Here is a 19,859-nt window from a genome sequence, read left to right as displayed (position 1 = left end):
GTTACAAACTCCCCATTCCGCCGTCCACCAGCAGCTCCGTTCCCACCGTGTAGCTCGACTCGTCGGACGCCAGATAGAGCGCGGCTTTTGCCAGCTCCGTCGTCGAGCCCATTCTGCCGAGCGGCACCAGCTTGATGATCTCCGCCATCATCGCGTTAAGCGCCTCGTCGCTTAAGCCCGTTTTGGTAAACGCCGGGGTTTCCACCGGACCGGGGCTCAGCCCGTTGACGCGGATCCCGCGCGGCAGCAGCTCCGCCGACAGCGTGCGCGCTAGCGACAGCAGGGCGGCCTTGCTCGCGGCATACACGCTGCTGGTGGGCAGGCCGATGCGCGCGCTCACCGAGCCGCAGAGGATCACCGACGACGGGTTATTCAGCAGCGGCAGCAGCGCCTGAATTAAAAAGAACGGCCCCTTCAGGTTGATGCCCATCAGGCGGTCCCACGCATCCTCCTGCCAGGCTTCCAGCGGCGCGTGCGTCACGTCACCGGCGTTGAGAAACACCGCGTCCAGGCGTGGCCAGCGGGCGGCGAGGGTTTCCGCCAGCGCTTTTTGCGAGGCGATATCTCCCGCATCGGTCGGGATCACCCAGGCCTTATCGCCAAGAATACGTTCTGCTTCGGCGAGGGTGTCCGGGTTGCGTCCGGTCACGGCGACGCGCGCGCCTTCGGCGATAAACGCCTGCGCGGTGGCAAGACCGATGCCGCTGGTGCCGCCGGTAATCAGCGTATATTTATTTGTTAAACGACCCATGTTCTTCTCCTGAAATGTCACTGGAGAAAGCACTATAGAAACGTTAGTATCGAAAGGAAACCAGGTACCAAATGGATACTAAAGAGGCAAGAGGTGTGCTATGGCAGAAATGCTGGAGGAGTGCTGTGAAAAAAAATCTGAGGCGTATACCTGCCCGATGACGCAGTTTGTTAACCTGATTTCCGGTAAATGGGCGATCCCCATTCTGTACCGTCTGATTGTGTTCAACACGCCCGTACGCTTTGGCGATCTGCTGCGGGCCGCTGCCCCCATCACGCAGAAAGAGCTGACGAAGCAGCTGCGCCTGTTTGAGCAGCGCGGGCTGGTGACGCGGACGGTCTACCCGGAGATCCCGCCGCGCGTGGAGTATCAGATCACCGAGCTGGGGTTAACCCTGCAGGACGCACTCTCCCCGCTGGCCGCCTGGATGAGCGAGTACGGCGACCAGCTTGAACGTTAGGCTACTGTTTTGCGTAGCGCGGTGCCGGAATGCCGGTGCGCGCGCTGTTGAACAGCGCAAGTCGCGCCGCTTCGTAGCGATCCCACAGGCCGGCGTCATGCATTGGCGGGATGGTGATCGGTTCCCCCTGATCCAGACCCGCCAGCGACGCATCCACCATATCGTCGGTGGTCATCACCGATCCTTCCGGCAGATCGCTCACCGTGACGCCCGAATGGCTCCAGATCTCCGTCGCCGTGGCGGCGGGCAGTACGGCCTGAATGCGCACGCTGCTGTCGGCAAATTCTTCCTGTAACCCACGGGTAAAGCTCAGTACCCACGCCTTGGTGGCGCTGTAAAGCGCGCTGCCCGCCCGGACGTGCAGGGCCAGCACGGACGCGATATTGATCAGCGTGCCGCGATTGTTCTGCGCCAGACGGGGCAGGATGGCGTAGGTCAGACGCATCAGCGCCGTGGTGTTCAGGGTGTTAATGGCCTGATGCTGCGCCACCTCGCCCGCGAGGAACGGCGCCATCTGCGCGGTGCCCGCGTTGTTAATGAGCGTATCAATGGCGGTATTGCTGCGCAGCGCCTCTTCCACGGCGCGGATCCCGGCTTCATCGGTAAGATCGGCCACCAGAATATCGACGGCCACGCCGTAGCGCGCGCGCAGGTCGGCAGCGAGGGCTTTCAGGCGATCCTCGCGGCGGGCAACCAGCACCAGGCTGGCGCCGCGCGCGGCAAGACGATCGGCATAGACGGCACCGATCCCGGAAGAGGCGCCCGTTATCAGGGCGGTGGTGATTTGCGTAGTCATCGTGTGTTACCTCAGGGCAGAGTGGGTTATTTGGTTTCAAGATGAAACTGAATTAACTTTCGGCTATTTGGTTTTATAATGCAACCATTTTGCTGGGCATTTTGTGCTTTTGCCGTCGGGAACGATCAGGAGGGGAGTTTCGCCACGATCTCTTCAGGCGTCAGTTCGCGGCCATCGTCGGCGATAAGCGCCAGTTTGCGCAGGGGTTTGCGCTGTTCGGTATCGACCAGCACGGTGCCGCATTCGTTATCCGCAAACAAAAATTCATTGCCCCACTGGGAGAGGGCAACCAGCACCGTTTGCAGGGCACGCCCCTTGTCGGTCAGGACGTATTCCTGCCAGGCGCTGCCGTCGGACGCGGGCTGAAGCCGGAGGATGCCTTCGTCGACCAGCAGTTTTAGCCGCGTGGTCAGCATGTTTTTCGCGATGCCGAGGCTTTTCTGGAACTCGCCGAAGCGTTTAATCCCGCGCAGCGCGTCGCGAACAATCAGCAGCGACCACCAGTCGCCGATGATATCCAGCGAACGGGCGACGGGGCAGGTGCTCTCTTCGAGGCGGGTACGTTTCACGGTCAATTCTCCGGTGGGGTGTGGTTTTATTATAAAACTTATTGGCACACACCGTAAGCACGTTAATCATCAGTTTGAGAAATGCTTCCCGGAAAATTGTCACCAATCTGTCACACTGAACGCGACATTTTAAAACGAGTGAGGAATTAGGGATGAAAAAAGCACTACTCGCGCTGGCAGTCGCCGGTTCCATTTCAGCAACGTTTGGCGTGCAGGCGCAAGAGACGCCGGAAGGGTATCAGCTGGAGCAAGTTTTAATCATGAGTCGCCATAACCTGCGCGCGCCGCTCGCCAATAACGGTAGCGTGCTGGAGCAGTCCACGCCGAAGCAGTGGCCGGAGTGGGAGGTGCCGGGCGGTCAGCTCACCACCAAGGGCGGCGTGCTGGAAGTCTATATGGGCCATTACATGCGCGAGTGGCTGGCGCAGCAGGGGATGGTGAAGACGGGAGAATGCCCAGCGGCGGATAGCGTTTATGCTTACGCCAACAGCCTGCAGCGTACCGTCGCCACCGCGCAGTTCTTCATCACCGGTGCGTTCCCGGGCTGCGACGTTCCCGTGCACCATCAGGAAAAAATGGGCACCATGGATCCGACCTTTAATCCGGTGATTACCGATAACTCGCCGGAATTCCGCGAAGAAGCGCTCAAGGCTATGGAGTCAGAGCGGCAGAAAATGCAGCTTGGTGAAAGCTATAAGCTGCTGGAGCAACTGACGAACTATGCGGACTCCCCGTCCTGCAAAGAGAAAAAGGTCTGCTCGCTGGCAGACGCGAAAGATACCTTCAGCGCCGACTATGAAAAAGAGCCTGGCGTATCCGGGCCGCTGAAGGTGGGTAACTCGCTGGTGGATGCGTTCACGCTGCAGTATTACGAAGGCTTCCCGGCCGACCAGGTAGCCTGGGGCGAAATCAAAACCGACCAGCAGTGGCGCGTGCTGTCGAAGCTGAAGAACGGCTATCAGGATTCGCTGTTTACCTCCACCGAAGTGGCGCAAAACGTGGCGAAGCCGCTGGTGAAGTACATTGATAAAACGCTGGTCACCGAGCAGGCGAAAGCGCCGAAAATCACCCTGCTGGTGGGGCATGACTCGAACATTGCTTCCCTGCTGACGGCCCTGGATTTCAAACCGTATCAGCTGCACGACCAGCAGGAGCGCACCCCGATTGGCGGCAAGATTGTATTCCAGCGCTGGCATGACAAAAATGCCAACCAGGAGCTGATGAAAATTGAGTATGTCTACCAGAGCTCAGAGCAGCTGCGTAACGCCAGCGTGCTGTCGCTGCAGTCGCCCGCGCAGCGCGTGACGCTGGAGCTGAAAGGCTGCCCGGTGGATGCGAACGGCTTCTGTCCTGTCGATAAATTCAATGCGGTGATGAATAACGCGGCGAAGTAAAGGAGAACCCCCCGCTGCGGCGGGGGGAAACGCTTAGACGTTTTTACGTTCGATGGTTTGCTCGCCCCAGAAGAGCGAGTCTTTATCCGTTTTTTCGAAGGCACGCACCAGCACCTCATCGTTACCTTCCTCCCAAATCTGCTCGGCCAGCTTTTCATCGTACTTCGCGACTTCAAAGATAGCTTCGGCAATCTCCGGAGAGGTGTTGCGTAAACTTGCCCATTCGCCCACGTGGTGAGCTTTGGATTCTTGAGTTGGCATGCTTGTCCTCCTGTTGGGTGTTAGCCGTTCAGTTTTTTGGCCAGACCCGCGACGTATTCACCCTGATAGCGGGCGATAGACAGTTCTTCATTGCTTGGCTGACGTGAGCCATCCCCACCTGCAATGGTGGTTGCGCCGTACGGCGTACCGCCACGCACCTGGGAAATGTCAAAAAGCTCCTGGGCACCGTAGCCAATCGGCACAATCACCATCCCGTGATGAGCAAGGGTAGTCCAGGTTGAGGTAATCGTCTGCTCCTGACCGCCGCCGGTGCCGGTTGAGCTGAATACGCTGGCGAGTTTGCCGTAGAGCGCCCCGGATGCCCAAAGCCCGCCGGTTTGATCGAGGAAGGTGCGCATCTGGCCTGACATATTGCCGAAGCGGGTCGGTGTGCCGAAGATAATGGCATCATAGTCCGCCAGCTCCTGCGGGGTGGCGACCGGGGCGTTTTGCGTTTTCCCCCCGGCTTTCAGGAAGGCTTCCGCCTGCATGGTTTCCGGTACGCGTTTCACCACAACCTCAACGCCATCAACCCTGTTCGCACCTTCTGCTACCGCGTGAGCCATGGTTTCAATGTGTCCATACATGGAATAATAGAGCACCAGAACTTTTGCCATTTTGCATCACTCCTCGTTGGTTTTTCTGACAGCGGATCGCTGCGTTCTTTTAAAGATATGCCATCACAGCCAGACTGCAAAAATGAACGGCATTTCTTTGATTTATAACAATATGGTTACAAAAAGGCTTTGTAGCAAAATGAAACAACTTTTTGGCGGCGGATTTTTGAAATGATAAGAAAGGTTTATGAATCACCGTCGCGTCATCTCACCCGAAAGGCTGAGTTCATGTTGCAGAATATTACCTGCGGCTTGCCGGATAGCGGCATTCCACTAAGCTTAGTTTCACGCGGCACAGATAAAGGCACTGTCCTTGTGTTGCGAGGTGAAAGAATCCTCTTTTACTGAATGCAATATGATGTCTAATGTTTCACATTCTGGAGGTTAGAGATGGCAAACCATCGTGGTGGTTCAGGTAATTTCGCAGAAGACCGTGAAAGAGCATCAGAAGCAGGCCGTAAAGGTGGCCAGCATAGCGGGGGCAACTTCAAGAATGACCCGCAACGCGCATCTGAAGCTGGCAAGAAAGGGGGTAAAAACAGCCACGGCAGCAGTAAGTAACACGCCGGGTTGAACCCCTGCCGCCGGGATCTCCCGGCGGTTTTTTTATTTCTGCAACATTGAACTGTAACCAAAGGCAACGCACACTAGGGAATTGATCTTAACTGCGAGTGCCGCATGTCTGACTCACGCTTTAAATTCTCCGTTAAACCGCAGGAAGCCATCCTCATTCTCATCACCATGTTCTGGGGCGGGACGTTTCTGGCCGTTCAGTACGCGGTGACCCTCAGCGATCCGTTCTTTTTTGTTGGCCTGCGCTTTGCGACGGCGGCGCTTGCCTTGGGGCTAATTTCGCTTAAAACGCTGCGGGGGCTGACGCTGAAAGAGCTTAAGGCCGGCGTGGCGATTGGGGTGGCGATAGCGATGGGCTACAGCCTGCAGACGTGGGGATTGCAGACCATTTCCAGCAGCAAATCCGCGTTTATCACCGCCATGTATGTGCCGCTGGTGCCGCTGCTGCAGTGGCTCTGTCTTGGCAGAATTCCGGGGCTGATGTCCTGTATTGGCATCGTGCTGGCGTTTATCGGCCTGATCCTGCTGGCCGGGCCGGAAAACAACCTGCTGGCGCTGGGGCCGGGCGAAATCATCACCCTGATTGGGGCGATTGCCATTGCGGCGGAAATTATTCTGATTAGCGCCTGGGCGGGCAAGGTCGACGTCAAGCGGGTGACGGTGGTGCAGCTCGCCACCGCGTCGCTGGTGGCCTTTGCGACGATGGTTCCGGCAGGGGAATCCGTGCCGCCGATGTCCACCGGCCTGGTGGTGGTCGCACTGGGGCTGGGTATCTTCAGCGCCATTATTCAGGTCACCATGAACTGGGCGCAGCGCAGCGTATCGCCAACCCGCGCGACGGTGATTTATACCGGCGAACCGGTCTGGGCGGGGATTTTCGGGCGACTGGCCGGGGAGCGTCTGCCGCTGCTGGCCCTGGTGGGCGCGGCATTTATTGTCGCCGGGGTGCTGGTGAGCGAGTTAAAGCTCAAAAAACGACGCAAGGCGATTGCCGTTGTGAACGCTGAACAAGGGGCAGATAGCTAACAACGCGCACGATGCCCGTTTTGCCCGGCGGCGCTACATGCCAGTTGTAGGCCGGGTAAGCGTAGCGTCACCCGGCAAGAAAGCGGCACTTATTTCAGGTTGAGGGGGTGATGACTTCCGCCTGCGCTTCATCCCTTTTCCGGCGGCTCAGCAGGGCGTTAAGCAGGATCGCGCCGAAGGTCGCCGTGCCAATCCCGCCAATCGTAAACCCGCCCAGCGTCAGGGCAAAATCGCCTGCGCCCAGCACCAGCGTGACCGCCACCATAATCAGGTTGCCGTTCTGGCTGAGATCGACGCGATGCTGTACCCAGATGCGCGCGCCGGCCACGGCGATCAGCCCAAACACCACAATCGATGCCCCGCCGATAACCGGGGACGGAATGGTGTGGATCAGCGCGCCGAACTTCGGTGAGAAGCCGAGCAGCATCGCCATCACCGCCGCCGCCACGAAGACCAGCGTCGAGTAGACCTTGGTTACCGCCATCACGCCGATGTTTTCAGCATAGGTGGTGACGCCGCTGCCGCCTACGGAACCGGAGAGCATGGTCGCCAGACCGTCACCGACGAACGCGCGGCCCATGTACGGATCCATGCTGCGCCCGGTCATCCCCGCAACCGCCTTCAGGTGGCCTAAGTTCTCTGCCACCAGGATCACCGCCACCGGTGCGATAAGCATCATCGCCTGGGTGTTAAAGGTGGGCGAGGTTATTTTCGGCAGGCCGAACCAGGCGGCCTGATGGAGCAGCGTAAAGTCAACCGGCTTGCCCAGACCGAAAACGTTGGCCAGCAGGGCGTAGACCAGACAGGCGACAATCAGCCCAACCAGGATCAGCAGCCGCTGGATCATGCCGCGCGTGAACACCGCCACCAGGCCGATGCACAGCACCGTGATCACCGCCATCCAGCTTTCAAACGGCGAGGCGGAGACGCTCCTGACCGCAATCGGCGCGAGGTTGAGGCCAATCGCCATCACCACGGCGCCCGTCACGACGGGAGGCATCATTCGCTCTATCCAGCGCGTGCCGATTTTCATCACCACCAGACCAATCAGGGTGTACACCAGGCCGCAGGCGATGATGCCGCCGAGGGCCACGCTCAGGTTGGGGTTGATCCCCTGGCCGTTAAACCCGGTAGTGGCGATGACGACGCCGACAAAGGCGGCGCTGGATCCGAGATAGCTGGGCACGCGCCCGCCGGTGACGAAAAAGAACAGCAGCGTGCCGATACCCGACATCAGAATAGAGAGGTTGGGATCGAGTCCCATCAGCATCGGCATCAACACCGTGGCGCCAAACATGGCGACCGCGTGCTGAACGCCCATCACCATCGTCTGCCCGAGCGGGAGACGTTCATCCGGCGCGACCACGCCTGCTTCTGTGGAGGTCGATTTCAACTGCCAGTGGGGAAATCCGAACATGGTCTGTCTCCTTAAGGCGGGTTAACAGGCGGGTCGCATAAGCGCGTGGTAGCCGCGGTCAAACCACACCAGCCCTTGCGGCGCGGGGTGGCGAATAATCGAAATAATGTCGCAAAACAGAATGTCGTGGGTGCCGACGCTCACCACCTGGCTGATGCGGCAGTCAAACGAGGCCAGCGCATCTTCCAGACGCGGACAGCCCGTGTCGCCCGTCTGCCAGCGGGCAGCGGCAAAGCGTTCCGCCATCGGCGTTTTACCGCCAAACAGGTTAGATAAAGGCTCCTGTCCGGCGCTCAGGGTATTCACGCAAAGGGTGCGGTTTTCGCTAAACGTTGGCCAGACGGACGCACCGCGGTTCAGGCACACCAGCAGGGTGGGCGGTGAATCCGTGACGCTGCACACCGCGCTGGCGGTGAAGCCTGCCATCCCCGCCGGGCCGTCGGTGGTGATGATGTTGACCGCCGCGCCAACGCAGGCCATGGCGTCGCGAAAGGTTTGTTTATCCGGTGATGTCATCATCGCTCCTTACGCCAGCCCGCAGGCATCGTCAAAGTCCAGGCGCGGCAGGCGCCCGTAAAGTTTGCGGGTATCGCCATAGCCTATGTTGATCAGCAGATTGCTTTTAAGCGTCGTGCCGGTGAAAAAGGCTTCGTCGACCTTCTGGCGGTCAAATCCCGACATCGGGCCGGTGTCCAGCCCCAGGGCGCGACAGGCGAAAATCAGGTAGGCGGCCTGCATTGAGCTGTTGCGAAAGGCGGTCTCTTCCGCATGCGCGGGGCTGGTGGTGAACCAGCTCTTTGCATCGCCGTGCGGGAACAGCTCGGGCAGGCGGTCGTAGAATTCACCGTCCCAGGCGACAATCGCCGTGACCGGGGCGGTGAGCGTTTTCTCGAGATTGCCGCTGGAGAGCGCCGGGCGCAGCTTCTCTTTTCCCTCCGCGCTTCGCACAAACACAATTCGCGCCGGGGAGCAGTTGGCGGACGTGGGCCCCCATTTCATCAGGTTGTAGATTTCGCGCAGCGTTTCGTCGCTGACGGGCATATCCTGCCAGCCGTTATGGGTGCGGGCGCCGGTGAACAGCGTTTCCAGCGCGGCGGGGGTAATGGCTTCGCTCATTAAAGCTCCTTATAAAGCGGGTTCCGGGCTGTGCAGCAGGCTGGCAAGCCCGTTCAGCAGCAGGGTGTTGAAGGTATCCGGCTCGGTGACGTTGCAGGCATGTCCGCCCTGGCGCATCACCGCGCTGCGGCTGTGCGGGATCGCCGCCTGCAGCTCGGACGAGCAGACGGAGGGCACCAGCATGTCGTCGGCAGAACAGATAATCTGTACCGGGCAACGAATGCGCTCCGCATGGCGGCTGAAGTCGGCCTTTTTCAGGGCGCTGAGCCTGTGCAGCAGGTTGGTTTTGCCCTGGAAATGGGCCAGCGCCAGCGCTTCTTCGGCCTCCAGACGAGGGGCGCGGGCGGCCATCCAGTCCGCAGGGTAGAGAAACAGCGGCTGCGCCTCGACCCACGCCTGCGCGCCGCCGTAATGCAGCAGGCGCTCGCGGATCTGAAAGCAGCGGCGGGTGTGGGCGTTGAGGGTCAGCCAGCCGTTAACGCACACCAGCGCGGTGAGGGCGTCGGGCCTGTCGAGGGCCAGCTGCAGGCAGACCAGCGCCCCCAGCGCGTGACCCACGACGCTGTAGCGGGCAATCCCGGCTTCAGCCAGCGCCTGGGCCAGCTCGTCCGCCATCTGCGCAAGGCTGTACCCTTCCGGCAGGGTGGCGGGGTTATTGCCCGTTCCCCGCTGGTCATAGCACACCACCTGATACTCCGGCTCCAGCGCGGCCAGCTGGGGCAGCCAGTAGCTGCCGCTGCCGCCGAGACCGGAAATAAAGACCACCACGGGCGCGCCCTCGTACGGGGGCGGCGAGACGGAAAGTTTCATACCTGCCTCACTTCGCGATGTGCGCAACGGTGGCGATTTCAACCAGCGCCTCTGGCTTCACCAGCCCGCACTGAATGCAGAACCGCGCCGGTTTATCGCCGGGGAAGAACTCGGCGTAAATCTCGTTAATCGCGGCGTAGTTTTTCCAGTCGGTGATAAAGATGCTGTTGAAGGTCACATCCTCCATCGTCCCACCCGCCGTTTCGATCACGGTTTTGATCGTCTCCAGCACGTGGCGGGTTTGCGCCTTTGGGTCGTTGATAAACACCACGTTGTTGTCTTTATCAAACGGCAGCGTTCCGGAGACATACACCACGCCGTCGGCGAGGGTGCCGGGAACAAACGGGGCAATGGGCGTGCTGGTGCCCGGCGGAATAATCACGGATTTTGGCATCAGGCGTCTCCTCAGGCGATACGGGCGAGCGGGGGATTCAGGGCGTCGCAGAAATCATTGACGTTACTGACCCAGCCAAAAAAGGTTTCGATATTGAACAGGGCCGCCTTCTGGGCGAATTCCGGCCCGGCCTGATGGGTCGCGTCTTCCAGCACCACGCCAAAATACTCGAGGAAAAAGCCGTCGCGCAGGGTCGACTCCACGCAGACGTTGGTGGCGATGCCGGTGAACACCAGATGACGAATGCCCCGGCTGCGCAGCAGGCTGTCGAGCGGGGTGTTGAAAAAGCCGCTGTAGCGCGGTTTGGGCAGAACAATATCGCCCGCCTGCGGTACCAGCTCATCCACCAGCTGATAGTCCCAGCCGCCTTTCGCCAGCAGCTTGCCCTGCAGTTCGGGCCGTTTACGCATGGTTTTCAGGGCGTTCGACTTGTGGAAGTTGGGCGAGCCGGGGCCGCCGGCCTCGACGTACTGGTCATCCCAGCCGTTCTGGAACCAGATGATGAGCATGCCCGCGGCGCGCGCGGCGGCGACGGCAGTTTTAATGTTCTCGATCACCGGCCGGGTGGCGGAGACGTCGAACCCCGCCAGATCCAGATAGCCGCCCTGGCTGGCGTAGGCGTTTTGCATGTCCACCACGATCAGCGCGCTTTGCTGGGGCGCGAAGGTGATAGCTTCCGGGCGTGCGTTAAGGGTCGTCATTACGCTACCTCCTTCGTGACGGCAGGAATGTGGGCGCGGCACTGCATCAGCGGCTGGATGCGCTCGCCGAAGGTCTCCACGCCGGTGAGGAAATCGTCGAAGGTCAGCAGAACGCCTTCCGCACCGGGTACGGCCGCCACTTCGTCAAGCATTCTGGCGACGCTGGCGTACGAGCCGACCAGCGTGCCCATGTTGATATTGACGGCGGAGGTCGGGTCGGCCATCTGGCGGACGTTAGTATCCGCCCCGGAGCGGGTATCCTTCTGGCTCTGCTCGGTGAGCCAGCTCAGGGCCTCCTCGTCGGCGCCGTCCTTATAGCGCTCCCATTTAGCGCGCGCGGCGTCGTCGGTTTCGTCGGCAATGACCATAAACAGCACGTAGGAGCCCACGTCGCGCCCGGTTTTGTCAGCGGCCTCTTTCATGCGCGCGGCGGTCGGGGCGAAGGCGGCAGGCGTGTTCACGCCTTTACCGAAGCAGAAGTTGAAGTCGGCGTATTTCGCGGAAAATTCCATCCCCGCGTCGCTTTGTCCGGCGCAAATCACCGTCATCGGCACCGACGGCTGCGGGCTGACGCGGCAGTCGTTCATGGTGAAGAAATCGCCCTTGAAATCGCTTTTGCCGGTCCCCCACAGGTCGCGCAGCACCTGCACGTATTCGGTCAGGTAGTCGTAGCGACGCGAGAAGTACTCGTCACCCGGCCAGAGCCCCATCTGCTCGTACTCCGGTTTTTGCCAGCCGGTGACCAGGTTGACGCCAAAGCGCCCGCCGGAGATGGAGTCGATGGTGGACGCCATGCGCGCGACGATCGCCGGGGGCAGGGTGAGCGTGGCGGCGGTGGCGTAGATTTGGATCCGCGAGGTGACCGCGGCCAGCCCGGCCATCAGGGTAAAGGACTCCAGGTTGTGGTCCCAGAATTCGGTTTTGCCGCCAAAGCCGCGCAGCTTGATCATCGAAAGCGCAAAGTCGAAATGGTAATGCTCCGCTTTCTGCACGATGGCTTTATTGAGCTCAAAGGTCGGCATGTATTGCGGTGCAGTGGTCGAGATAAGCCAGCCGTTGTTGCCGATGGGTACAAATACGCCAATTTTCATCACGAACCTCTCTTCATTACGTCGCAGGTGTATCGGTGTTTTTGCAAAGGCGGTGCCAGTTTTGAAAATGGCTGTGTTATTAATGTGTTAATCAGAAGTTGGTGGATTGATGCGGCTAAATGTGGACTAACTGGTCAAAAACATTGCACAGAAAACAGGCATTCATGCGCGATCGGAGTGCAGGATGTCGTGGCGAGTCGGGGGTTTTGCTATGCTGAGGGCAACGCAGAATAAGGAGAGCGGGAATGGCACAAGGCGCAGTGAAAACACCAGGTAAACGTTCGCAGGCGGTGAGCGCCAAGAAGCAGGCGATCCTCAGCGCGGCGCTGGAGACTTTTTCGCAGTTTGGTATTCACGGCACGCGCCTGGAGCAGGTAGCGGAGCAGTCCGGCGTATCCAAAACCAATCTGCTTTACTATTACCCATCGAAAGAGGCGCTCTATGTGGCGGTGATGCAGCAGATCCTCGATATCTGGCTGGCGCCCCTCAAAGCGTTCCGCGCGGAGCTGGCCCCGCTGGTGGCGATCAAAGAGTACATTCGCCTGAAGCTGGAGGTGTCGCGCGATTATCCGCAGGCATCAAGGCTATTTTGTCTTGAGATGCTGCAGGGTGCACCGCTGTTGCAGGCGGAACTCACCGGAGATTTAAAACAGCTGGTGGACGATAAGTCGGCCATTATTGCCGGGTGGGTCGCCAGCGGAAAGCTGGCTCCGGTCGACCCGCATCATCTGATCTTTATGATTTGGGCCTCCACCCAGCATTACGCTGACTTTGCGGCCCAGGTTGAGGCGGTGACCGGTAAAACGCTGCAGGACGAGGCGTTTTTCCACAGCACCCTGGAAAACGTGCAGCGGATGATTATCGAAGGGATCCGCTTACGCTAGTTCCCCCTCACCCCAGCCCTCTCCCTCAAGGGAGAGGGGGCCGTCCGTGCAGGCATTATTTTGTGAAGATCCCTCAGCCCGGCGGGAGAGGGCAGCTTAAGTCGCCCTCTTCACACTGCATCAGCGAGGCCAGAAACGCTTCGCGCTCCACGGTTTTTTCCGCCAGGCACTGGTTAACAATCATTGGCTGGACGCTCCCGCCTTCCGTCCCCGAACCGATAAACGCGCAGTCCGCGTCGCGCAGGGTAATCCACGCCTGCTGCGCTTTTTTCAGCAGGTCGCGTTGAGGTGCCGCCGCGCGCTTAACGGCGGCCTGATAGGTCTGGTTGAGTTTTTTATCGGCAGCCTGGTACTGCTGCGCGCTACAGGTATTCAGCTCAAGCTGGGTGGTCGCTTTGTCGCACTCGTCGGCCAGCGCGCTGGCGCTAAGCAGCAGTGCTGCTCCTGCGAGAAATACTCTTTTCATCATTCCCTCCGTGTAAAAAAGCCGGATGCGCTGCGCTTATCCGGCCTACGGTGATTTTGTAGCCCCGGTAAGCGTAGCGTCACCGGGGAGAGTTTACACGATTAGCCGATGGTCATCAGGCTGGCGTTACCGCCTGCCGCCGCGGTGTTGACGCTGAGCGAGCGCTCCACGTACAGACGCTCCAGCAGCAGGTTAGTTTCCCCGCGCGCAAAGCCCTGCACGGAAACGATGGCGCCGCTGCGGGCCGCAACCTGCTCACAGAGTTCACGCAGCTGATCGGAATCACCGTGGTAGATCACCGCATCAAACGGCTGCGTCAGCAGCGCATCGGATTTCGCAAAGCGAATGCGGGCCGAGACCGCTTTCGGCAGCTGTTTGGCGAGATCGCGATGCAGCGCATCTTCCGGCCACAGCACTTCACAGCCGGTTGCCATCGCGGCAGCCAGCTGCACCAGCGCGTCCTGCTCGTTATCGGCCACGCACAGCACGCGCTCGCGCGGCATCAGCGTCCAGGTGTTGCGCTCGCCGGTTGGCCCCGGCAGCAGACGCTGCGTGCCCGCCTGCGCCAGCTCGCCGTACTGCTGCGCAACGGCACGCAGTTCAGGGCGTTTTTCCGCCCAGGCGATCAGCGCCTCCAGCGGCTGGGTCAGCACGGTTTTCAGCTGCGCATCCACCGGATAGTCCGCATCCTGGCGTGCCAGAGTGACGCCCAGAGCGTTCTCCGGACGGTTCGCCAGCAGACGGTACAGGTAGAGCGGACCGCCCGCTTTCGGACCGGTGCCGGAAAGGCCTTCGCCGCCGAACGGCTGCACGCCCACGACCGCGCCAACCATGTTGCGGTTAACGTACAGGTTGCCCACTTTGGCGCTGCCGGTCACCTGCGCGATAGTCTCGTCGATACGGGTATGCACGCCGAGCGTCAGGCCATAGCCGGAGGCGTTGATCTGCTCAACCAGCTCGTTCAGGTTGTTACGGTTGTAGCGCACCACGTGCAGCACCGGGCCGAAGACCTCTTTTTTCAGCTCGTCGAAGCTTGCCAGCTCAATCAGCGTTGGCGGCACAAAGGTGCCGGTCCGCCATTCGCGGGCATCTTCGCTGTTCTCGCGGACCGCCTGGAACACCGGACGGCCTTTCGCGCGCATGGTCTGAATGTGGTTTTCGATGTTGGCTTTGGCTTCCGTGTCGATCACCGGCCCGATATCGGTAGTGAGACGGCCCGGGTTGCCCATGCGGCATTCGGCCATCGCGCCGCGCAGCATCTTCAGCGTGTGGTCCGCCACGTCGTCCTGCAGGCACAGCACGCGCAGGGCGGAGCAGCGCTGGCCGGCGCTGTCGAACGCGGAGGCCAGCACGTCGACCACCACCTGCTCGGTGAGCGCGGAGGAGTCAACGATCATGGCGTTCATCCCGCCGGTTTCCGCGATGAGCGGCGTAGGGCGACCCTGGGCATCCAGACGGGTGGCAATGTTGCGCTGCAGCAGAGACGCTACTTCGGTCGAACCGGTGAACATCACGCCGCGCACGCGGTTATCGGAGGTCAGTTTGGCACCGACCGTTTCACCACGGCCCGGCAGCAGCTGAACCACGCCCGCCGGCACGCCGGCTTCCAGAAGAATGTTGATACCCTGCGCGGCAATCAGCGGGGTCTGCTCTGCTGGTTTTGCCAGCACGCTGTTGCCTGCGGCTAATGCGGCGGCAATCTGGCCGGTGAAGATCGCCAGCGGGAAGTTCCACGGGCTGATACAGACGACCGGACCCAGCGGACGGTGGGTTTCGTTATCGAAATCATCACGCACCTGACCGGCGTAGTAGTGCAGGAAGTCGACGGCCTCGCGCACTTCGGCAATCGCGTTGCTGAAGGTTTTACCCGCCTCGCGTACCAGAATGCCGATGAGCGACTGCATCTGATCTTCCATCAGCACCGCCGCGCGCTCCAGAATCGCGGCGCGCTCCTGCGGCGGCGTGGCAAACCAGATAGGGGCGTTGTTCACCGCGCTGTCCAGCGCCTGATCCACTTCCGCTTCGGTCGCTTCACGCGCGTAGCCGACGATATCCTTCGGCTCGGCCGGGTTGATTACCGGCTGCATTTCGCCGTCTGCAACGGGCTGCTCCAGCATCGGTTTGGCCTGCCACTTCTGCAGCGCGCTGTTGAGCAGGGCAGAGGAGAGGGACGCCAGACGGTGTTCGTTGGCGAGATCCAGACCCGCCGAGTTGACGCGGCCTTTGCCGTACAGCTCGCGCGGCAGGGCAATCTTCGGATGCGGCAGTCCAACCTGGCCTTCCTGCGCCGCCATCTTCTCAACGGCCTGCACCGGGTCGGCCACCAGCTCGTCCAGCGGCAGCGTGGTGTCGGCGATGCGGTTAACGAAGGAGGTGTTCGCGCCGTTTTCCAGCAGACGACGCACCAGGTACGCCAGCAGGGTTTCGTGCGTTCCCACCGGAGCATAGATTCGGCACGGGCGGTTCAGCTTGCCGTCCGCCACTTTACCGGTGACCTGCTCGTACAGCGGTTCACCCATGCCGTGCAGGCACTGGAACTCGTACTGGCCCGGATAGTAGTTTTGCCCGGCCAGGCTGTAGATTGCCGCCAGGGTATGGGCGTTGTGGGTAGCGAACTGCGGATAGATCAGGTTCGGCACGCCGAGCAGCTTTTTCGCACAGGCGAGGTAAGAGACGTCGGTGTAAACCTTGCGGGTATAGACCGGATAGCCTTCCAGCCCTTCCATCTGGGCGCGTTTGATTTCGCTGTCCCAGTAGGCGCCTTTCACCAGACGGATCATCAGGCGACGGCGGCTGCGGCTTGCCAGGTCAATCAGGTAATCAATGACGAACGGGCAGCGCTTCTGGTAGGCCTGGATAACGAAGCCAATGCCGTTCCAGCCTGCCAGCTCCGGCTCGAAGCACAGTTTTTCCAGCAGATCGAGGGAGATCTCCAGACGGTCGGCCTCTTCGGCGTCGATGTTAATGCCGATGTCATACTGGCGCGCCAGCAGGGTTAGCGACTTCAGGCGCGGGTAGAGCTCTTCCATCACCCGGTCGTACTGCGCGCGGCTGTAGCGCGGGTGCAGGGCGGAGAGCTTAATGGAGATGCCCGGGCCTTCATAAATACCGCGACCGTTTGATGCTTTACCGATGGCGTGGATCGCCTGCTGATAGGAGACCATGTAGGCCTGCGCGTCGGCGGCGGTCAGCGCCGCTTCGCCCAGCATGTCGTACGAGTAGCGGAAACCTTTATCTTCCAGCTTGCGGGCGTTTGCCAGCGCTTCGGCAATGGTTTCCCCGGTAACGAACTGCTCGCCCATCAGGCGCATCGCCATGTCCACGCCCTTGCGGATCAGCGGCTCGCCGCTCTTACCGATGATGCGGTTCAGGGAGCGGGAGAGGTTGGCTTCGTTATGGGTGGAGACCAGTTTGCCGGTAAACAGCAGGCCCCAGGTTGCCGCGTTGACGAACAGCGACGGGCTGCGGCCAATGTGTGAATGCCAGTTGCCGTTGCTGATTTTGTCGCGGATCAGCGCGTCGCGGGTGGCTTTATCCGGAATACGCAGCAGCGCTTCCGCGAGGCACATCAGCGCCACGCCTTCCTGAGAGGAGAGGGAAAACTCCTGCAGCAGACCCTGAACCATCCCGGCGCGGCCGGTGGCGGTTTTCTGGTTGCGCAGCTTGTCGGCTAACTGATACGCCAGGCTGTGCGCCTGTGCGGCAATGGCTTCCGGCAGGCGGGCCTGCTCCAGCAGCATCGGCACGGCGTCGGTTTCGGCACGGCGGTAGGCGCCGGTAATGGCGGCACGGCTGACGGACTGCGGCAGGATCTGCTCGGCGAATTCAAGGAACGGCTGATGGTTCTCGTCGCCAGCGGCCGGGGCTTCTTCGCTTTCGTTCGCCGCGCCGGCCAGCAGGGCAGGCAGCTCCGGCAGGCCCTCATCGCTCTCGAGTCTTTCGAGATAGTTAAAAATCGCCTGCTTAATTAACCAGTGCGGCGTGCGGTCAATGCGGGTTGCTGCGGTCTTAATCCGTTCGCGGGTTGCGTCATCCAGCTTAACCCCCATGGTGGTCATACCCATGCCAAAGCTCCTGTTGTTCTGTAATAGCGTTCTGTTGATAGCGTGAAATATCCACCATGTTGCAACTTTGTGCAACCGTGTTAAATGTGACCTGGTTTGCAACCCGGAAAATGAATGGATTGTTAACGAATGGTTAGCTGGAAAAACGCACTGGCTTTTGTGCAGGAGGCCTGGTTTTATGCGGTAGTTAACACTTTTCAAAGGTGCAACCCGTAAAAGCGTGAGCGAGTGCAACCTATAGGAAACTCGTATCAAACCGGGGATGAAATTGATGTAAATGCAGTGTTAAATCGTTTGTCAGCGGAAGGCGCATACGGCAGGATAGCGCGCCCAACCGAAACACAAGATACATTCACCTCGTTCCGGTGATCATATAACAAGGCAGCCCGGATGGTTGTCGCTCGACATTTTGGAGAATTTGAATGGCTATTAGCACACCGATGCTGGTGACATTTCTCGTTTATATTTTTGGCATGATCCTGATAGGGTTTTTGGCGTGGCGTTCTACAAAGAACTTTGACGACTACATTCTGGGCGGACGCAGTTTAGGCCCAATGGTGACCGCACTCTCTGCGGGCGCCTCCGACATGAGCGGCTGGCTGCTGATGGGGCTGCCCGGCGCGATTTTCATCTCCGGTATCTCTGAAAGCTGGATCGCCATCGGCCTGACCGTCGGCGCGTGGATCAACTGGAAGCTGGTGGCAGGCCGTCTGCGCGTGCATACCGAGGCCAACAACAACGCCCTGACGCTGCCGGATTACTTCACCGGACGTTTTGAAGATAACAGCCGCATCCTGCGCATTATCTCTGCGGTAGTTATCCTGCTGTTCTTCACCATCTACTGTGCATCCGGCATCGTGGCCGGCGCGCGTCTGTTCGAAAGCACCTTCGGCATGAGCTACGAAACCGCCCTGTGGGCCGGTGCGGCGGCGACCATCCTCTATACCTTCGTGGGCGGGTTCCTGGCGGTAAGCTGGACCGACACCGTGCAGGCGAGCCTGATGATCTTCGCCCTGATCCTGACCCCGGTGATTGTGATTTTCACCGTTGGCGGCTTTGGCGAATCGCTGGAAGTGATCAAGCAGAAAAGCATCGAAAACGTCGACATGCTGAAAGGGCTGAACTTCGTGGCCATCGTGTCGCTGATGGGCTGGGGCCTGGGCTACTTCGGTCAGCCGCATATCCTGGCGCGCTTTATGGCGGCGGATTCTCACCACACCATCGTTCACGCCCGTCGCATCAGCATGACGTGGATGATCCTGTGTCTGGCGGGGGCGTGTGCGGTCGGCTTCTTCGGCATCGCGTACTTCAACAACAACCCGGCGCAGTCGGGCGCGGTCAACCAGAACGCCGAGCGCGTGTTCATCGAGCTGGCGCAAATTCTGTTTAACCCGTGGATTGCCGGTATCCTGCTCTCCGCAATCCTGGCGGCGGTGATGTCCACCCTGAGCTGCCAGCTGCTGGTTTGCTCCAGTGCGATCACCGAAGACCTTTACAAAGCCTTCCTGCGTAAAAACGCGAGCCAGAAAGAGCTGGTGTGGGTAGGGCGCTTTATGGTGCTGCTGGTGGCGCTGATTGCCATCGCGCTGGCGGCTAACCCGGAAAACCGCGTGCTGGGTCTGGTGAGCTACGCGTGGGCGGGCTTTGGTGCGGCGTTTGGTCCGGTGGTGCTGTTCTCCGTCATGTGGTCACGTATGACCCGTAACGGCGCGCTGGCGGGGATGATTATCGGTGCGCTGACCGTTATCGTCTGGAAACAGTTCGCGTGGCTGGGCCTGTACGAAATCATTCCGGGCTTCATCTTCGGCAGCATCGGCATCGTGGTGTTCAGCCTGCTGGGTAAAGCCCCGTCTGCCTCCATGCAGAAACGCTTTGCAGAAGCAGACGCGCACTACCACTCCGCGCCGCCGTCTAAGCTGCAGCCGGAATAATTTTCCCAAGTAACACCATAGGCCGGGTAAGCGCTAGCGCTACCCGGCTTTTTTCTTGCCAAAATCCGTAATTTCCTGTGATATCCATGTGCTTATAACAATGAGGATAGCGAAGCATGACAATCAAAACAGGGTTAATGGCGGCGGCATTATTGATGCTGGCTGGCTGCAACGCGCCATCGCAACACGCAGCGGTAGAGACCTGCAAAGCGGATAACCAGATGCAGCAAACCACGCTCTATTTCGGCTTAAATCGTCCTGCCGGGGCGCAGATTACCGGCAACGAATGGCAGCAGTTTGTCGATCAGGACGTGACGCCGCGCTTTCGCGATGGCTTAACGGTGTTTGACGCGCGCGGGCAGTGGCTGGGAAACGACGGGAAAGTGGCGCGCGAACCCAGCAAAGCGCTGATGCTGATCCACGGTAAAGATGCGCAGAGCGAGAAGAACATCGAAGCGTTGCGCGGGATTTATAAATCACGCTTCGCGCAGGAGTCGGTGATGCGAGTCGACCAGCCGGTGTGCGTGCAGTTCTGAGA

General features: G+C 60.0%; 21 protein-coding genes. 7 read left to right on the top strand and 14 right to left on the bottom strand.

The features are described from left to right. Window position 1: 1 nt before the first annotated feature. Window positions 2–751, bottom strand: a complete 750-nt coding sequence (locus P346_RS16465; protein WP_032658100.1) for an SDR family oxidoreductase — start codon at window positions 749–751, stop codon at window positions 2–4. A gap of 100 nt (window positions 752–851) precedes the next feature. Between P346_RS16465 and P346_RS16470 the strand changes: the two genes are divergently transcribed. Then, on the top strand, window positions 852–1,211 hold the full coding sequence (locus tag P346_RS16470; protein ID WP_032658098.1) for a winged helix-turn-helix transcriptional regulator: 360 nt from the start codon (window positions 852–854) through the stop codon (window positions 1,209–1,211). A 1-nt stretch (window position 1,212) separates the two neighbouring features. Here the strand turns inward: P346_RS16470 and P346_RS16475 are convergent, their stop codons facing one another. Together P346_RS16475 and P346_RS16480 are read right to left on the bottom strand one after the other, a co-directional pair. After that, entirely contained in the window at window positions 1,213–2,007 is a 795-nt protein-coding gene (locus P346_RS16475; RefSeq protein ID WP_032658096.1) for an SDR family NAD(P)-dependent oxidoreductase, read from the bottom strand. A 125-nt stretch (window positions 2,008–2,132) separates the two neighbouring features. Beyond that, entirely contained in the window at window positions 2,133–2,576 is a 444-nt protein-coding gene (locus tag P346_RS16480; RefSeq protein ID WP_032658095.1) for a winged helix-turn-helix transcriptional regulator, read from the bottom strand. A gap of 152 nt (window positions 2,577–2,728) precedes the next feature. On the opposite strand from P346_RS16480, the gene agp reads away from it, so the two are divergent. Then, window positions 2,729–3,970, top strand: coding sequence for a bifunctional glucose-1-phosphatase/inositol phosphatase (agp, locus tag P346_RS16485; protein ID WP_032658093.1), 1,242 nt, complete (start codon window positions 2,729–2,731; stop codon window positions 3,968–3,970). 33 nt (window positions 3,971–4,003) lie between these two features. On the opposite strand, the gene P346_RS16490 is transcribed toward agp, so the two are convergent. Together P346_RS16490 and wrbA are read right to left on the bottom strand one after the other, a co-directional pair. Continuing rightward, entirely contained in the window at window positions 4,004–4,231 is a 228-nt protein-coding gene (locus P346_RS16490; protein ID WP_008499832.1) for a YccJ family protein, read from the bottom strand. Between the two features lie 20 nt (window positions 4,232–4,251). Next, the gene (gene wrbA, locus P346_RS16495) at window positions 4,252–4,848 is read right to left on the bottom strand and encodes an NAD(P)H:quinone oxidoreductase (RefSeq protein ID WP_023311076.1); all 597 of its coding nucleotides are present in this window, start codon (window positions 4,846–4,848) and stop codon (window positions 4,252–4,254) included. A 390-nt stretch (window positions 4,849–5,238) separates the two neighbouring features. Between wrbA and P346_RS16500 the strand changes: the two genes are divergently transcribed. Further along, the gene (locus P346_RS16500; protein ID WP_023311077.1) at window positions 5,239–5,409 is read left to right on the top strand and encodes a general stress protein; all 171 of its coding nucleotides are present in this window, start codon (window positions 5,239–5,241) and stop codon (window positions 5,407–5,409) included. 117 nt (window positions 5,410–5,526) lie between these two features. After that, window positions 5,527–6,447: a DMT family transporter gene (locus P346_RS16505; RefSeq protein ID WP_032658091.1), complete on the top strand. Its 921-nt coding sequence runs from the start codon at window positions 5,527–5,529 to the stop codon at window positions 6,445–6,447. 94 nt (window positions 6,448–6,541) lie between these two features. Here P346_RS16505 and rutG read toward each other — a convergent pair whose 3' ends face one another. From rutG to rutA, 7 genes are read right to left on the bottom strand one after another with little or no spacing between them, the layout of a single operon-like run. Next, window positions 6,542–7,864: a pyrimidine utilization transport protein G gene (gene rutG, locus P346_RS16510; protein WP_032658089.1), complete on the bottom strand. Its 1,323-nt coding sequence runs from the start codon at window positions 7,862–7,864 to the stop codon at window positions 6,542–6,544. A 21-nt stretch (window positions 7,865–7,885) separates the two neighbouring features. Next, a complete protein-coding gene (gene rutF, locus P346_RS16515; protein ID WP_032658088.1) occupies window positions 7,886–8,380 on the bottom strand; it encodes an NADH-dependent FMN reductase RutF in 495 nt (164 codons plus the stop codon). 9 nt (window positions 8,381–8,389) lie between these two features. Further along, complete coding sequence (locus P346_RS16520) at window positions 8,390–8,980, bottom strand: malonic semialdehyde reductase (RefSeq protein ID WP_032658086.1); 591 nt, start codon at window positions 8,978–8,980, stop codon at window positions 8,390–8,392. A 9-nt stretch (window positions 8,981–8,989) separates the two neighbouring features. After that, a complete protein-coding gene (gene rutD / locus P346_RS16525) occupies window positions 8,990–9,790 on the bottom strand; it encodes a pyrimidine utilization protein D (protein ID WP_032658084.1) in 801 nt (266 codons plus the stop codon). A gap of 7 nt (window positions 9,791–9,797) precedes the next feature. Next, window positions 9,798–10,184, bottom strand: coding sequence for a pyrimidine utilization protein C (gene rutC / locus P346_RS16530; RefSeq protein ID WP_010429508.1), 387 nt, complete (start codon window positions 10,182–10,184; stop codon window positions 9,798–9,800). Between the two features lie 11 nt (window positions 10,185–10,195). Further along, complete coding sequence (gene rutB, locus P346_RS16535; protein WP_029742091.1) at window positions 10,196–10,885, bottom strand: pyrimidine utilization protein B; 690 nt, start codon at window positions 10,883–10,885, stop codon at window positions 10,196–10,198. Then, window positions 10,885–11,976 carry a pyrimidine utilization protein A gene (gene rutA, locus P346_RS16540; protein WP_032658083.1) on the bottom strand — a complete coding sequence of 364 codons (1,092 nt, stop codon included), beginning with the start codon at window positions 11,974–11,976 and terminating at the stop codon, window positions 10,885–10,887. Before rutA ends, rutB begins: the two co-directional genes overlap by 1 nt. Window positions 11,977–12,221: 245 nt before the next feature. On the opposite strand from rutA, the gene rutR reads away from it, so the two are divergent. Then, complete coding sequence (rutR, locus tag P346_RS16545) at window positions 12,222–12,860, top strand: HTH-type transcriptional regulator RutR (protein WP_032658081.1); 639 nt, start codon at window positions 12,222–12,224, stop codon at window positions 12,858–12,860. Between the two features lie 73 nt (window positions 12,861–12,933). On the opposite strand, the gene P346_RS16550 is transcribed toward rutR, so the two are convergent. Then, on the bottom strand, window positions 12,934–13,326 hold the full coding sequence (locus P346_RS16550) for a lysozyme inhibitor LprI family protein (RefSeq protein ID WP_032658079.1): 393 nt from the start codon (window positions 13,324–13,326) through the stop codon (window positions 12,934–12,936). Between the two features lie 101 nt (window positions 13,327–13,427). Then, window positions 13,428–17,390 carry a trifunctional transcriptional regulator/proline dehydrogenase/L-glutamate gamma-semialdehyde dehydrogenase gene (putA, locus tag P346_RS16555; protein WP_032658077.1) on the bottom strand — a complete coding sequence of 1,321 codons (3,963 nt, stop codon included), beginning with the start codon at window positions 17,388–17,390 and terminating at the stop codon, window positions 13,428–13,430. Between the two features lie 422 nt (window positions 17,391–17,812). Between putA and putP the strand changes: the two genes are divergently transcribed. Further along, entirely contained in the window at window positions 17,813–19,321 is a 1,509-nt protein-coding gene (gene putP / locus P346_RS16560) for a sodium/proline symporter PutP (RefSeq protein WP_032658076.1), read from the top strand. Window positions 19,322–19,437: 116 nt separating this feature from the next. Continuing rightward, window positions 19,438–19,857: a DUF3574 domain-containing protein gene (locus tag P346_RS16565; RefSeq protein WP_032658073.1), complete on the top strand. Its 420-nt coding sequence runs from the start codon at window positions 19,438–19,440 to the stop codon at window positions 19,855–19,857. Window positions 19,858–19,859: the final 2 nt, after the last annotated feature.

Origin of the sequence: Enterobacter sp. DC1, assembly GCF_000568075.1 — a bacterium.
In the GTDB taxonomy this organism is placed as follows: domain Bacteria; phylum Pseudomonadota; class Gammaproteobacteria; order Enterobacterales; family Enterobacteriaceae; genus Enterobacter; species Enterobacter asburiae.
Note: the sequence above shows the minus strand (reverse complement) of the source record. Positions and strands in the feature narration are given on the sequence as shown.